This is a genomic window from Collinsella aerofaciens (assembly GCF_040926265.1).
Lineage (GTDB): Bacteria > Actinomycetota > Coriobacteriia > Coriobacteriales > Coriobacteriaceae > Collinsella > Collinsella aerofaciens_BB.
This window is the reverse complement of record NZ_JBCOIL010000015.1, coordinates 45,528-60,635: the sequence shown is the minus strand read 5'-3', so window position 1 is coordinate 60,635 and position 15,108 is coordinate 45,528. Positions and strand designations below refer to the sequence as shown.

At 60.7% G+C, this 15,108-nt stretch carries 9 protein-coding genes; all 9 read right to left on the bottom strand.

What is annotated here, in order from left to right; all coding sequences use genetic code 11:
- Positions 1 to 136 precede the first annotated feature (136 nt).
- The 9 genes from rpsJ to AB5767_RS05935 all read right to left on the bottom strand — a co-directional run bounded on the left by rpsJ (position 137) and on the right by AB5767_RS05935 (position 14,915).
- A complete protein-coding gene (gene rpsJ / locus AB5767_RS05975; protein WP_022094184.1) occupies positions 137 to 445 on the bottom strand; it encodes a 30S ribosomal protein S10 in 309 nt (102 codons plus the stop codon).
- 60 nt (positions 446 to 505) lie between these two features.
- A complete protein-coding gene (gene fusA / locus AB5767_RS05970; protein WP_316367013.1) occupies positions 506 to 2,605 on the bottom strand; it encodes an elongation factor G in 2,100 nt (699 codons plus the stop codon).
- Between the two features lie 20 nt (positions 2,606 to 2,625).
- Positions 2,626 to 3,099, bottom strand: a complete 474-nt coding sequence (gene rpsG / locus AB5767_RS05965; protein ID WP_006235013.1) for a 30S ribosomal protein S7 — start codon at positions 3,097 to 3,099, stop codon at positions 2,626 to 2,628.
- 73 nt (positions 3,100 to 3,172) lie between these two features.
- On the bottom strand, positions 3,173 to 3,550 hold the full coding sequence (gene rpsL / locus AB5767_RS05960; RefSeq protein ID WP_006235012.1) for a 30S ribosomal protein S12: 378 nt from the start codon (positions 3,548 to 3,550) through the stop codon (positions 3,173 to 3,175).
- 336 nt (positions 3,551 to 3,886) lie between these two features.
- Entirely contained in the window at positions 3,887 to 4,963 is a 1,077-nt protein-coding gene (locus AB5767_RS05955) for a DUF4179 domain-containing protein (protein ID WP_368132572.1), read from the bottom strand.
- Positions 4,914 to 5,432 (bottom strand): RNA polymerase sigma factor, encoded by a 519-nt coding sequence (locus AB5767_RS05950; protein WP_368132847.1) that lies wholly within the window; start codon positions 5,430 to 5,432, stop codon positions 4,914 to 4,916. The genes AB5767_RS05955 and AB5767_RS05950 overlap by 50 nt, the downstream gene beginning before the upstream one ends.
- Before the next feature lie 310 nt (positions 5,433 to 5,742).
- Positions 5,743 to 10,221, bottom strand: a complete 4,479-nt coding sequence (locus AB5767_RS05945; RefSeq protein ID WP_368132848.1) for a DNA-directed RNA polymerase subunit beta' — start codon at positions 10,219 to 10,221, stop codon at positions 5,743 to 5,745.
- 6 nt (positions 10,222 to 10,227) lie between these two features.
- Entirely contained in the window at positions 10,228 to 13,719 is a 3,492-nt protein-coding gene (gene rpoB, locus AB5767_RS05940) for a DNA-directed RNA polymerase subunit beta (RefSeq protein WP_271745422.1), read from the bottom strand.
- Positions 13,720 to 14,006: 287 nt separating this feature from the next.
- Entirely contained in the window at positions 14,007 to 14,915 is a 909-nt protein-coding gene (locus AB5767_RS05935) for a UTP--glucose-1-phosphate uridylyltransferase (protein ID WP_055250255.1), read from the bottom strand.
- Positions 14,916 to 15,108 lie beyond the last annotated feature (193 nt).

Sequence of the window (15,108 nt, the reverse complement as noted above, 5' to 3'; positions counted from 1 at the left end):
TAAAGCCGTTTGTCTCCACCCGCGTAGCGGGTGGTTTAAAGCTGGCCGCTGCGCGGCCAGCAGACTAAAGTCTTAAAACAAAAGGGCCCCGCTACCGTAACGGCAGCGGGGCCCTTTAAGCTATGAGCGATATCGCTTAGAGCTTGATGTCGATGTCGACGCCAGCGGGGAGGTCGAGACGCATGAGCGAATCAACGGTGCCCGAGGTGGGGTCGAGGATGTCGATGAGGCGCTTGTGAGTGCGCATCTCGAACTGCTCACGGGAGTCCTTGTTCACGTGCGGCGAGCGGATAACCGTGTACAGGTTGCGCTCGGTGGGCAGGGGGACAGGACCGGAAACGCGAGCGCCGGTCTTCTGAGCGGTCTCGACGATGAGCTTCGCGGACTGATCGACGACCTCGTGATCATAGCCCTTGAGGCGAATGCGGATCTTCTGGGTAGCCAACTTAAACCTCCAAAGAGTGCGAGAGATGTTCTCGCGGATTACGTAACAGGGAGCTCGAACTTAGGCGTTCTTGCTCATGACCTCGTCCACGATGGACTTGGGCGCGGGCTCATAAGAGTCGAACTGCATCGTGTAGGATGCACGGCCCTGGGTCTGGGAGCGAAGGTCGGTAGCGTAACCGAACATCTCGCCCAGCGGCACCTTGGCACGGATGAGCTTGCTGTTTTTGCGATCCTCCATGCCCTCGATCTTGCCGCGGCGACCGGAGAGGTTGCCCATAACGTCGCCCATGTACTGCTCGGGGGTCTCGACCTCGACAGCCATGATCGGCTCGAGCAGCTGCGGATCGGACTTCTTGAGGGCGTCCTTGATAGCCATGGAACCGGCGATCTTGAAGGCGGCCTCAGAGGAGTCGACCTCGTGGTAAGAACCGTCGAACAGGGTGACCTTAACGTCGAGGACCGGGAAGCCGGCGATAACACCGGTGTTCAGGGCCTCCTGGATGCCCTTGTCGATGGACGGGATGTACTCCTTAGGCACGACGCCGCCGACGATAGCGTTGACGAACTCGTAGCCGAAGCCCTCCTCCATCTTCTCGAGCTTGATGACGGCGTGACCGTACTGACCGCGACCGCCGGACTGACGGACGAACTTGCCCTCAGCCTTCTCGACGTCGTGACCAGCGGTCTCGCGGTAGGCAACCTGGGGCTTACCAACGTTAGCGTCAACCTTGAACTCGCGGAGCAGACGGTCGACGATGATCTCGAGGTGCAGCTCGCCCATGCCGGCGATGATGGTCTGGCCGGTCTCGTGGTTGGTGGACACCTGGAAGGTCGGGTCCTCCTCGGCGAGCTTGGTCAGAGCCAGGGACATCTTGTCCTGCTCGGCCTTGGTCTTGGGCTCGATGGCAACGTCGATAACGGGCTTAGCGAACTCGATCTTCTCGAGGACGATCTCCTTGCCCTCGGCGCACAGGGTGTCACCGGTGGTGGAGTTCTTGAAGCCGACGCAAGCGACGATGTCGCCGGCGGCAGCGTCGTCACGGTCGATACGCTCGGCGGCGTTCATCTCGAGGATGCGGCCGAGGCGCTCGCGCTGACCGTTGGAAGCGTTGACCACGTAGGAGCCGGACTCGGCGCGGCCGGAGTAAACGCGGACGTAGGTGAGCTTACCGACGAACGGGTCGGTCATGATCTTGAAGACCAGGCCGGAGAAAGGCTCGTCGAAGGAAGGATGACGCTGGATCTCCTCGCCGGTATCCGGATCGGTACCGGTGACGGCCTCAACGTCGAGCGGGCTGGGCAGGTAGTCGACGACAGCGTCGAGCAGCTCCTGAACGCCCTTGTTCTTGTAGGCGGAGCCCACGAAGACGAGGTTGAGCTCGTTGGCCAGAACGCCCTTACGCAGGGCAGCCTTGAGCTCCTCGACGGTGAAGTCCTCCTCCATGAGGATCTTCTCCATGAGCTCGTCGTCAAAGCTGGCAGCAGCGTCGAGGAGCTCCTCGCGCTTGGTGGCAGCGATGTCAGCAAACTCAGCCGGGATCTCGTCCATCGGCTCGGGGTAGGTCATGCCCTTGTCGTCGGCCTTGAAGTCCCAAGCAGTCATGGTGACGAGGTCGATGACGCCCCAGAAGTTGTCCTCGGCGCCCATCGGGACCTGAGCGGCCACGGCGTTGGCGTCGAGACGATCCTTCATGGTCTCGATAGCGTTGAAGAAGTCTGCGCCCACGCGGTCATACTTGTTGATGAAGGCGATGCGGGGGACGTTGAAGGTAGAAGCCTGACGCCAAACGGTCTCAGACTGGGGCTGAACGCCGGCAACGGCGTCGAAGACGGCGACAGCGCCATCGAGGACGCGCAGGCAGCGCTCGACCTCGGCGGTGAAGTCAACGTGGCCCGGGGTGTCGATGATCTGGATGCGGTAGTCGGTACCGTCCTTCTTCCAGAAGCACGTGGTAGCAGCGGAGGTAATGGTTACGCCGCGCTCCTGCTCCTGAACCATCCAGTCCATGGTGGCAGCGCCCTCATGGACCTCACCGATCTTGTGGGTCTTACCGGTGTAGTAAAGAATACGCTCGGTCGTGGTGGTCTTACCGGCATCGATGTGGGCCATGATGCCGATGTTACGGGTATCGGAAAGCTTGTACTTAGGCTTAGCCATGTTAGTTCCTTACCTTAAACTTACCAACGATAGTGAGAGAACGCGCGGTTGGCCTCGGCCATCTTGAAGACGTCCTCACGCTTCTTGACGGAAGCGCCCAGGCCGTTGGAAGCGTCGAGGATCTCGTTGGCGAGACGCTCGGCCATGGTCTTCTCCTTGCGAGCGCGGGAGAAGTTGACGATCCAGCGGATACCCAGAGCGGTGGAACGACGGGAGTTGACCTCCATCGGGACCTGATAGGTAGCGCCACCGACACGCTTGGGCTTAACCTCGAGCGTGGGCTTGACGTTGTCCATAGCCTTCTTGAAGGTAGCGAGAGCGTCGCCACCCTCGGACTTCTCGGCAACGATCTCGAAAGCGGTGTAAACGATGCGCTCAGCGGTGGCCTTCTTGCCGTCAAGAAGGACCTTGTTGATGAGCTGAGTCACCAGGCGGTTGTTGTAAACGGCGTCAGGCTGAACCTCACGACGATTAGCTGCTGCACGACGCGGCATGTGAAATCTCCTTAAGTGTCTACCGTGCGGCGCTTAGGCGGCACACGGCGAAAGTATCAAAACGTTATCTGGCTTATTTAGCCTTAGGGCGCTTAGCACCGTACTTGGAACGGGCCTGCATACGGTTCTGGACCGGAGCAGCGTCGTAGGCGCCACGGATGACGTGATAACGGACACCAGGGAGGTCACGGACACGACCGCCGCGGACGAGCACGATAGAGTGCTCCTGCAGGTTGTGGCCCTCACCCGGGATGTAAGCAGTAACTTCGATGCCGTTGACGAGGCGAACACGGGCAACCTTACGAAGAGCCGAGTTCGGCTTCTTGGGGCTCGTGGTGAAGACGCGGGTGCACACGCCGCGCTTCTGGGAGTTGTGCTGCAGAGCAGCGTTCTTGGACTTCTTGGGCACGGAACGACGGCCCTGGCGAACCAGCTGGTTAATAGTAGGCAAAGCGTACTCCTTCTCGAATGATTCCAGCTTTCTGTAAAGTGCAACGGCTTGAATCGAGGGGTCAGCATCCCCCTACGAAACACGCAGTTCGATAGGATACGTGGCGTTAGCTGTGCCGTCAACAGACCACGCCGCCGGGCGTATCCTAAAATAAGCATATTTCCGCAAAGCCTACACAAATGGAATCCCCTCCTGTGCGCGGTGGTGGATCCCCGGCCCGGGCGGCCTATCAAGATTTTGCCGCATACTTCCGAAATTCAGACGAATACCGCTCGCTTTAACCGCCCATTTACCGCAAAAGAGGCCGCTTCCCCTAGTAGGAAGCGGCCCCAAATCTTACGAATAGACGATGGCAAAGGGTACTTCTGTTTCGGTCTCTCCTGCTGATGTGTATCTCGTGCCCTCAAGGGTTACCGAGACCACTTGGTCGACATCAATCAACTTCGTTGGCACCCAGTTGTTCTCTCCGCTATTGCGTGCCAGCGAAACATAGAAGTTGAACACCCCTGCGTCGTCATCTTCGATAATCTGCTCCGATCCATCCTTGTAGGTGACGGTCAGTTTATGATCAACTGCTTCATAGCCCAGATCATCGATATGCGTCTGGATGGAAAACGGACTGATCTCGAGAGGCGAGTCATCGGAGCGGAGTTCCTTTGTATCGACGTGCGCTCCGACGTTAAACTCTGGCGTCGATACCTCGATCACCTTCGCATCCTCACCTTTGCCCTCCGTCCAGCTGATATTCCAGGTGACCGCATGTCCCAAATCTCGCTCGCGATCCCACGAGGCAAAGTACATCGTGCCGTTAATGACCGTGTCGCTTGATGTGTCCTTATCAATTGTGCAGCGTGTGTCAGCCCATTCCTCGCCGAAGTTCATGCTTGGCGTGCCGATGCCTTGTTCTTCTTTACCATAAAGAACAAGTTCGCCTGTCTCTGCTGCTGGCTTGTAGTAGTTAACTCCATTTGGATTTGACAACGTAAACGTCACGGCGCCGCAGCCGTTTTGGTCAATAGCCATCTCATGGATATCGAGCGTATAGCCGTTACCCTCGACGGACAGATTAACTTTCTGAACTGCACCCTCCAGGCTTTGGGGCGCGATGCCATCACCAAACTCTCTGGTGTAGGTGTATTTAGTCCCCGATGAGCCACCGTTGGTCCAGGTAATGGAATCCCCGTTGCCGTGGTTTCCCCAGGCTGAGGCAAAATATCTGGAATTGACGACGGCGTAGGCGACCCCTCCGGTCGCCAGCACTCCGACAAGACATCCGATTACGGCAACATAGAGAGGCTTCGCGTGGCCCTTTCGATGAAGCGGCTCACCCGCAGCGGTATTAAGGACGCGATCTGCAAGATTGCTATCGGCTTGGATGGACTCGAAGGCCTGCTTGATTTGATTGGATTTCACGGTCGCCCTCCTCTAGGATGAATTTGAGCTTCGATCGACCGCGAGCTAAACGCGTTCGAACGGTCGCGGCTGGTACATGCAACAACTCGGCAATCTCTGAGGTCGAAAAGCCTAGATAGTAATAGAGCACGATGGGAACACGGAATCGTTCCGGAAGTCGCATAACGTCTGACAGGACCACCTTGGTCTCATCCTGCGCTGCCGAGAGTGAATCGGCCAAGTTCTCAATATCCTCTATGCGCCTCCATGGCTTTCGAAAGAGCGATTTGCATTCATTGATCGTGACCCGAATAAGCCAGCGACGAAGATGCTCCCAACTTTCAAAGTGTCCATCGCTTTTGAGCAACTTAAGAAAGACATCTTGGGCAACATCGTCGGCATCGGCACGATCGCGTAGGTACGTCAATGCGATCCGAAACACGACATCCCGGTGATCTTCGACCGCCTGTCTAAATGCTTGTTCTTCCATAATCACCTCCCGGTGATGCTGATGTTTCTTGCTGAGGCCCTCACCATAGATACGCTTTGACCGAACGAAATGTTTCAAATTCAAGCAGGAATAACCTACCAAAAAAACCCTGCCCCTTATTGGCAAGGGAGCGACGGAACGCAACAGGTTGAGCATACGCAAGCGAGCGGCCCCCAGAGCGTACAAGGTGGCATGAAAAAGGCAGGGCATTGACCTTTTGGTCATGCCCTGCCTTTTGAATGACAGATTGTAGCTCTGGGGGCCGCGCAGCGACGGAGATCGCCGCCGTTCGTTAGAACGGCGGAACTAGTTACTCCTCGTCGTTGTCCTTGGCCTCTTCGGCGTCGTCGGTGTCCACGAGCTGGTTGAGCAGCTCGTCGAGGGAAGCCATGTCCTCGTTGATGGCACCGTTGGCGGGAGCCTTCTTGTCGTCGATCGGGGCGCCCAGGAGCTCCTCGTCGGCGTCGGCGTGATGCGTCGGCGCAGCGGAGGTGCCCAGCAGGATGTCGTCCGGACCGTCGGGGCTAAAGACCATCTGCAGCAGCTGCGAGAGGTCTTCCTCGTCGGCAACGTCGTCGTTGTTCTCGAGGATGTAGAGCAGGTCGTGGGCCTCCAGACCGTCACGGAGCTCCTCGATCGCCTTGGCACCGATGCCATCGATGCGCAGCAGATCCTCCTCGGACTTGCCGACCAGGTCGCCGACCGTCTCGATGCCGACGTCGCTGAACTTGTTGGTCCAGCGCTGCGACACGCCCAGGTCGTCGAACAGGTACAGGCGAGCCTTCTCGGCGGAGATGGTGTGGCCGTTGCGGGTGAACGAACCGTCAGCACCACCGAACTCGTCGTAGCCGGCCCAGTCGAGCTGCTGCGGGAGCTGCTCGTCCAGGTCCTTGAGCTCCACAGGAGCCCACTCGGGCAGCGACTTGGCGTTGGGCGAAGCCGGGCCGTCGATGTCCACGTAGCCGTCGGCCGTGCGATACGTCAGCTTGGCGTTGGCGTACGGCTTGAGGCCGGTACCAGCCGGGATCTTCTTACCGACGATGACGTTGGACTTAAGGTCGAGCAGGTGGTCGACCTTGCCCTCGATGGCAGCCTCGGTAAGGACGCCGGCGGTACGGATGAACGAAGCGCTCGACAGCCAGGAGTCGATGTTGGACGCGACCTTGAGCGTACCCAGGATGACGGGCTCGGCCACGGGAGCCTGACCGCCCAGACGGGCAACGCGCTCGACCTCGTCGGCGAACTCGTAGCGGTCGACGTACTGACCGAGCAGGTACTTGGAGTCGCCGGGGTTGGTGATCTGAACGCGACGCAGCATCTGACGTGCGAGCACCTCGATGTGCTTGTCGTTCAGGTCAACGCCCTGGCTGGTGTAGACGTCCTTGACGCTCTCGACGAAGGTGTGCATCGTCGACTCGATATCGGTCAGCTTGCGCAGGTTGCGGAAGTTGACGAAGCCCTTGGTGATCTGGTCGCCGGCGCGAACCTCGCAGCCGTCCTCGATCTCGGGCATAAAGCGCACCGAAGCGGGGACGCGACGCTCGTCGAGGACACGGGTGTGATCCTCGGAGTCGGTGAGCGTCAGCACGTACTCGGACTTCTCGGGCTTAATCGAGAGGTGGCCGGAGTACGGAGCCAGCTCGGCCTCGCGACCCAGGATCTTCTCGTTGACGTTGCCGACGATATCGAACATACGGCTGACCGTAGGCAGACCCTGCGTAATATCGTCGACGCCAGCGACGCCGCCGGAGTGAATGGTACGCATCGTAAGCTGCGTACCGGGCTCGCCGATGGACTGGGCGGCAATAATGCCGACCGCGGTACCGATGGCGACCGGACGACGGGTGGAAAGATCCCAGCCGTAGCACTTCTGGCACACGCCGTACTTGGAACGGCAGGTGAGCAGCGCGCGAAGCTTGACCTTCTTAAGGCCGGCATCGACCATCTTCTGGATGTCGGCGACCTTCTCGATGTAGCCGTCCTGCTCAAAGAGCACGGTGCCATCGGGAGCCACGACGTCCTCAATGAAGCAACGGCCGACGAGGTCGGTGTTGAGGTCGGTGGTGCCGGGGATGATGAGGTTGTAGGTGACGCCCTCGTGCGTACCGCAGTCCTCCTCGCGGACGATGACGTCCTGGGCCACGTCGACCAGACGACGGGTCAGGTAACCAGAGTCCGAGGTGTGGGATGCGGTATCGACCAGGCCCTTACGGGCGCCGTAGGTCGAAATGAAGTACTCGAGCGGCAGCAGGCCCTCGCGGAAGTTCGCCTTAATGGGAAGGTCGATCGTCTCGCCGGACATGTCTGCCATCAGGCCACGCATGCCGCCGAGCTGACGCAGCTGGGTCTTAGAACCACGGGCGCCGGAGTCGGCCATCATGTAGAGCGGGTTCTCCTCGTCGAACATGTCGAGCATGAGCGCTGCGACCTTGTCGGTACAAGCGGTCCACTCGTTAACGACTTCGATGTGGCGCTCCGTCTCGTTGATGAAGCCCTCCTCGAAGTACTCGTTGATCTGGTCGACGTTGGCCTGGGCGCGATCGAGCAGCTCCTGCTTCTCGGCAGGGATGAGAGCGTCCCACACCGAGATGGTAAGGCCGGCGCGGGTAGCGTAATGGAAGCCGGAGTACTTGATGGCGTCGAGGATCGGACCGACCTTGGCCTCGGGGTAACGATCGCAGCAGTCCGCAACCAGCTTGGCCACGTCGCCCTTGACCATCTTGTAGTTCATGAACTCATAGTCTTCGGGCAGGCACTGGCGGTTGAAGATGATGCGGCCGATAGAGGTCTCGAAGCGCGCGGTCTTGTTGCCGGTGACGTCGTAGTCGACAAACTCGTTCTTGCCGTTCTTGACGCGGAAGATACGGGTGCCGTCCTCGTTGATCACGTTGGCATCGGCAGCGGACACGCGGACCTGGATCTTGGCCTGCATGTCGACCTCGGAGCGGCAGTCATAGGCGTGCAGCGCGTCGTCGAAGCTGGCGAACACGTGGTTCTCGCCCGGCAGACCCTCGCGAACCTGGGTGAGGTAGTACACACCGATGATCATGTCCTGCGAAGGGATGTTGACCGGCTTGCCGGATGCCGGCGAGCGCAGGTTGTTCGCAGAGAGCATGAGCACGCGGGCCTCGGCCTGAGCCTGGCTGGACAGCGGCACGTGGACAGACATCTGGTCGCCGTCGAAGTCGGCGTTGAAGGGCGAGCAGACCAGCGGGTGCAGGTGGATAGCCTTGCCCTCGACCAGCACCGGCTCAAAGGCCTGGATGGACAGACGGTGCAGGGTCGGTGCACGGTTGAGCAGCACGACGCGGCCGTCGATGACCTCTTCGAGGATATCCCACACAAAGGTGGCACCGCGGTCGATAGCGCGCTTGGCGCCCTTGATGTTCTCGACCTTGCCAAGCTCGACCAGGCGCTTCATGACGAAGGGCTTGAAGAGCTCCAACGCCATGGTCTTGGGCAGACCGCACTGGTGCAGCAGCAGCTTGGGGTCGGTAACGATGACCGAACGGCCGGAGTAGTCGACACGCTTGCCCAGCAGGTTCTGACGGAAACGACCCTGCTTGCCCTTGAGGGCCTCGGCGAGCGACTTGAGCGGGCGACCGCCACGGCCAGAGACCGGGCGACCACGACGGCCGTTGTCGAACAGGGCGTCCACGGACTCCTGGAGCATGCGCTTCTCGTTGTTCACGATGATCGCAGGGGCGTCCAGGTCGAGCAGGCGCTTGAGTCGGTTGTTACGGTTGATCACGCGACGATACAGGTCGTTGAGGTCGGACGCGGCGAAGCGGCCGCCGTCGAGCTGGACCATCGGGCGCAGATCGGGCGGAATGACCGGGATGACATCCAGAATCATGTTCGCGGGGCTGTTGCCGCCCTTCAGGAAGGCGTCAACGACCTCGAGGCGCTTGACGGCCTTCTCGCGCTTCTGCTTCTGGGAGTCCTCGTCGGCGATGATGGCCTTGAGCTTCTCGGCCTCGGAAGGAAGGTCGATGGCAGCGAGCAGGTCGCGGACGGCCTCGGCACCCATGCCACCCTTGAAGTACATGGAGTAGTAGCGAGTCATCTCGCGGAACAGCGGCTCATCGGAAATGAGGTCGCGCTCGCTGAGCTTCATGAAGGCGTTGAAGGCGTCCGTGCGGAGCTGCTTCTCGTCCTTGCACTCTTCCTCGATGTCGACGATGCCAGAGGCGATCTCCTCGGGAGTCAGCGGCTCCTCGTCGGAGAACTCGTCAAAGTTCTCGGGGTTGCCCTGCTCCTTGAGGGACTCGATCTGGCGGGCGCACTCGGCATCGATCTCTTCCAGATCGGCGGCGAGCTCCTCGCGCAGGTCGTCGGCGTCCGCCTCGCGAGCCTCGTAGTCGACCTCGGTGATGATGTAGCTGGCAAAGTACAGAACCTTCTCGAGGTCCTTGGACTTGATGTCGAGCATACGGCTCATCGGGAAGCTCGTGGGGCTCTTGAAGTACCAGATGTGGGACACGGGAGCGGCGAGCTCGATGTGGCCCATGCGGTCGCGACGCACCTTGGCCGAGGTGACCTCGACGCCGCAGCGCTCGCAGACGATGCCCTTAAAGCGGATGCCCTTGTACTTGCCGCAGGAGCACTCCCAGTCCTTGGCGGGACCGAAGATCTTCTCGCAGAACAGGCCGTCCTTCTCGGGCTTGAGGGTACGGTAATTGATGGTCTCCGGCTTCTTGACCTCACCGTGCGACCAGGAACGGATCTGGTCGGCGGAGGCAAGGGAGATCTTTACCGAGTCAAAATCAGTAGCTTCGAAATCTGCCACAGTCAACTACTCCTTATCAGTGGTCGTGGCGGCGACAGCCTCGGGTGCCTCGGCGGTCTCGGCATCCTGGGCCTCGACGTCGGCGTCAACGCCGGCGAGCGCAGCCAGGTCGTCGAGAGCAGAGGTCTCCTCGGCGGTCACAGGGGCGGAGGCGTCCTCGTCAGCATCGTGCATGGGCTCGATGTCCAGCGCGAGGGAACGGATCTCCTTGACGAGAACCTTGAAGGACTCGGGGATACCCGGAACCGGGACGTTCTCGCCCTTGACGATGGACTCGTAGGTCTTGACGCGGCCCACGGTATCGTCGGACTTGACGGTCAGGATCTCCTGCAGGACGTTGGAAGCACCGTATGCGTACAGTGCCCAAACTTCCATCTCGCCGAAGCGCTGGCCGCCGAACTGGGCCTTGCCGCCCAGAGGCTGCTGGGTAACCAAGCTGTAAGGGCCGGTCGAACGGGCGTGGATCTTGTCGTCGACCATGTGGCCGAGCTTGAGGATGTAGGACGTACCCACGGTAATGGGCTCGCGGAACTCCTCGCCGGTGCGGCCGTCGAACAGACGGGTCTTGCCGCGCTCGTCAAGCTGGGTGACGAACTCGGGACGCATGTGATCGCCAAAGGCAGCGGTGGCCTTGTTGAGCATGTTCTTGTTGGCACGACGAATGACCTCGGCGATCTCGTCCTCCTTGGCGCCGTCGAAGACGGGCGTGGCGGTGAAGAACGGACCGGGGACGTACTTGTCGGAGTCGGCCTGCTCGGTATCCCAACCGCAGGCAGCAGCCCAGCCAAGGTGGCACTCGAGCAGCTGGCCGACGTTCATACGCGAAGGAACGCCCAGCGGGTTGAGGATAACGTCGATCGGGGTACCGTCAGCCATGTAGGGCATGTCCTCGACCGGCAGAACGTTACAGATAACACCCTTGTTGCCGTGGCGGCCGGCGATCTTATCGCCCTGCTGGATCTTACGACGCTGGGCGACGTAGACGCGCACCTGCTCGTTGACGCCGGGGGCCAGATCGTCGCCGTTCTCGCGGCTAAAGCGGACGACGTCGATGACGCGACCGTAAGCGCCGTGAGGCATCTTAAGGGAGGTGTCGCGGACGTCGTGGGCCTTGGCACCGAAGATGGCGCGCAGCAAGCGCTCCTCGGCGGTCAGAGCGCTCTCGCCCTTAGGCGTGACCTTGCCGACCAGGATGTCGCCAGGGCCGACCTCGGCGCCGATGCGGATAATGCCGTCCTCGTCGAGGTTGGCAAGCATATCCTCAGAGAGGTTCGGGATCTCGCGGGTGATCTCCTCGGGGCCGAGCTTGGTGTCGCGGGCATCGATCTCGTGACGGGTGATGTTGATGGTCGTCAGCAGGTCCTCGGCCACCAGGCGCTCGGACACGACGATACCGTCCTCGTAGTTGAAGCCTTCCCACGGCATGTATGCCACGGTGAGGTTCTGACCCAGTGCGAGCTCGCCATGATCGGTCGAAGGACCGTCGGCCAGAGGCTCGCCCTGCTCAACGGTGTCACCGACGCGCACGAGCGGACGGTGGTTGATGCAGGTGGACTGGTTGGAGCGCTGGTACTTGGCCAGGTGATACTCGTCCATGCCGCCGGCATGCTTGACGATAATCTTGGCGGCGTCGGCAAAGATGACCTCGCCGGCGTTCTTGGCCAGGGTGACCTCGCCGGAGTCCAGAGCGGCGCGACGCTCCATGCCGGTACCGACATAGGGAGCGGCAGGGTGAACCAGCGGCACGGCCTGACGCTGCATGTTAGCGCCCATCAGCGTACGCTTGGCGTCGTCGTGCTCGAGGAACGGGATCAGCGTGGCTGCGACGGAGAGCATCTGACGCGGCGAGACGTCCATGTAGTCGACGTCCTCGACGGGCACGTCGGCGGGAGCGCCGAAGGAGCCGTCGAAGTCGCGGGTACGGGCGATCACGCTGTGCGGGCGGACGATCTTGCCCTCGGCATCGGTCGTGATGAACTCGTTGGTCTTGGGATCGAGCGGCGTGTTGGCCGGCGCGATGACGTGCTTCTCTTCCTCGTCAGCGGTCATCCAGTCGATCTGGTCGGTAGCAACGCCGTTCTCGACGCGACGGAACGGAGCCTCGATGAAGCCGTACTCGTTGACGCGGGCGTAGAGGGCGAGCGAGCCGATCAGGCCGATGTTGGGGCCTTCGGGGGTCTCGATCGGGCACATGCGGCTGTAGTGCGAGTTGTGAACGTCGCGGACGGCCGTCGGCACGTTGGTGCGGCGGCTGGAGCCGGACTTGTGGCCGGCAAGACCGCCAGGGCCGAGTGCGGACAGACGACGCTTGTGGGTCAGACCGGTCAGGGGGTTCGCCTGGTCCATGAACTGCGAGAGCTGCGAGGAACCGAAGAACTCCTTGATGGAGGCCACGATCGGGCGGATGTTGATGAGCGACTGCGGGGTGATCTCGTCGATGTCCTGGGAGCTCATGCGCTCACGGACGACGCGCTCCATACGGCTCATGCCGATACGGAACTGGTTGGCGACGAGCTCGCCGACGGTGCGGATACGGCGGTTGCCAAAGTGGTCGATGTCGTCGACCTTGAAGCCCTGCTCGCCGGCAGCGAGGGACAGCAGGTAGCGCAGCGTCGCGACGATATCCTCGTCGGTGAGCACCGTGACCTCTTCCTCGGTGGTGAGGTTAAGCTTCTTGTTGACCTTGTAACGACCGACGCGGGCCAGATCGTAGCGCTGCGGGTTGAAGAGCAGACCCTCGAGCAGGCTGCGGGAAGCATCCACGGTGGGAGGCTCGCCCGGGCGCAGGCGACGGTAGATCTCGATAAGGGCATCCTCGCGGGTGAGGGCGGTGTCGCGCTCCAGGGTGCGCTTGATCACATCGGAGTTGCCGAGCAGCTCGATGATGTCGTCGTTGGTGACGGCAATGCCAAGGGCGCGCAGGAACATCGTGGCGCTCTGCTTTCGCTTACGGTCGATGGAGACCATGAGCTGGTCGCGCTTGTCGACCTCAAACTCAAGCCAGGCACCGCGGGACGGGATGATCTGGGCCTTGTAGATCTGCTTGCCCGAATCCATCTCGGAGCTGTAGTACACACCCGGGGAACGGACGAGCTGCGAGACGACGATACGCTCGGTACCGTTGATGATGAAGGTGCCCTGATCGGTCATCATGGGGAAGTCGCCCATAAAGACGAGCTGCTCCTTGATCTCGCCGGTCTCCTTGTTGGTGAGACGGACGTCGGTCAGAAGCGGGGCCTGATAGGTCATGTCCTTCTCGCGGCACTCCTCGACGGTGTGCGCGGGGTCGCCGAACTGATGCTCGCCGAAGGTAACCTCGAGAACATGGTTCTGGCTCTGGATGGGGCTGGATTCCTTGAACGCCTCACGAAGGCCCTCGTCCTTAAAACGCTCAAAGGATTCCCTTTGAACAGAGATAAGGTTGGGGAGCTCCATGGCCTCCGGGATTTTCCCGAAGCTGACGCGCTTGCGCTCAGTGGCAGTGTATGCGTAGGTCACCAGGTTTTTCCTCCTTCACGGAAATGCTCGGTGGGTTGGCGAGGCATAGCTTCGCCAGTTATCGCAACCTAATAGTTTATCAGGTAGCGACCGTTGGGCAAGAAAAGCCTTGACGCGATTGAGTTTTTGGAGTAGCAAAGTTTTTCGACAGAAAACACGCAGGTAGATGTATGTGTATCGAACATCTGTTCATATATTTTCTGTGAACAGAGAGCCGGCAATCGCAGCTCTTATAAAAAACGGGCGCGAACCGAGGTCCGCGCCCGTAAATGTCGATGCCCGAAGGCTTACTTGCGCATCAATCCGCCGCGCTCGTCGATGGCGTCCCAGAAGGCATCGGCAAAGCGGGGATCGCTTGCAGCCATGAGGGCGTTGGTGGCCATCCAGCCAGAGGGAGTGCCGGTGTCGTAGCCCGACAGCGGGTCGATGACGACGGCATACATGGCCTCACGGTCGAGCGAACGGGCCATGGCGTCGGTGAGCTGGATCTCGCCGCCCTTGCCGGCCTGCTGATCTGCCAGCAGGTCCATGACCAGCGGGCTCAGCAGGTAGCGACCGACGATGTACAGGTTGGACGGAGCCGCCTCGGGAGCGGGTTTCTCGACCAGACCGCCGATACGCCAGACAGCGCCCGGCTCTGCATCGGCAACGTCCTCGGCGCCCTCGAGCGAACCGACGCGCTCGCCGGCGATAACGCCGTAGCGGCTGACTTCCTCGGGCGAGCAAGCAGCGACGGCGATAACCGAAGCTCCACCGTGCTCCTTGGAAACGGCGAGCATCTTGTCGCAGATGTCGCGATTAGGCACAACGTAGTCGCCCAGAAGAACCAGGAAGTTCTCCCCTGCCACGGCGTCGGCAGCAGAGCGAATAGCATGGCCGAGGCCCTTGGGCTCGTACTGATAACGGAAGTCGACCGGCATACCGCCAGCGTGGGCGACGGCGTCGGCATAGGCGTTCTTGCCGCGCTCGCGCAGCAGGTTCTCGAGCGAGCGATCGGGCTGGAAGTAGTTCAGTAGCTCGGGCTTACCGGGAGAAGTAACGATGATAGCATCGTCGACTTCCTCGGGGTCGAGCGCCTCCTCGACGACGTACTGAATGACGGGCTTGTCGAGCACCGGCAGCATCTCTTTGGGCGTGCACTTGGTGCCAGGCAGAAAACGCGTGCCAAGACCGGCGGCGGGGATGATTGCCTTCATGTTATTCAAAGATCCTTTCGCAGGCGCAAAAGCGCCCTGTGCGTGCGGCACGGCGGCCGCAGACCAAATTGCGATACCCAAGCATCTTACCGCTGGAACTATATGTCGCTACAAGGCAGAGACAATTCTTCAGCAGGTCAACGCAAATTATTGCTCGAATGGTGCAATTTTATTGCCCAACGGCAGGGTGCCC

Excerpts from the sequence above, each read along its gene's own strand:
- AB5767_RS05935 (WP_055250255.1), bottom strand. The coding sequence starts at position 14,915 with ATGAAGGCAATCATCCCCGCCGCCGGTCTTGGCACGCGTTTTCTGCCT.
- AB5767_RS05950 (WP_368132847.1), bottom strand. The coding sequence starts at position 5,432 with ATGGAAGAACAAGCATTTAGACAGGCGGTCGAAGATCACCGGGATGTC.
- rpsG (WP_006235013.1), bottom strand. The coding sequence starts at position 3,099 with ATGCCGCGTCGTGCAGCAGCTAATCGTCGTGAGGTTCAGCCTGACGCC.
- fusA (WP_316367013.1), bottom strand. The coding sequence starts at position 2,605 with ATGGCTAAGCCTAAGTACAAGCTTTCCGATACCCGTAACATCGGCATC.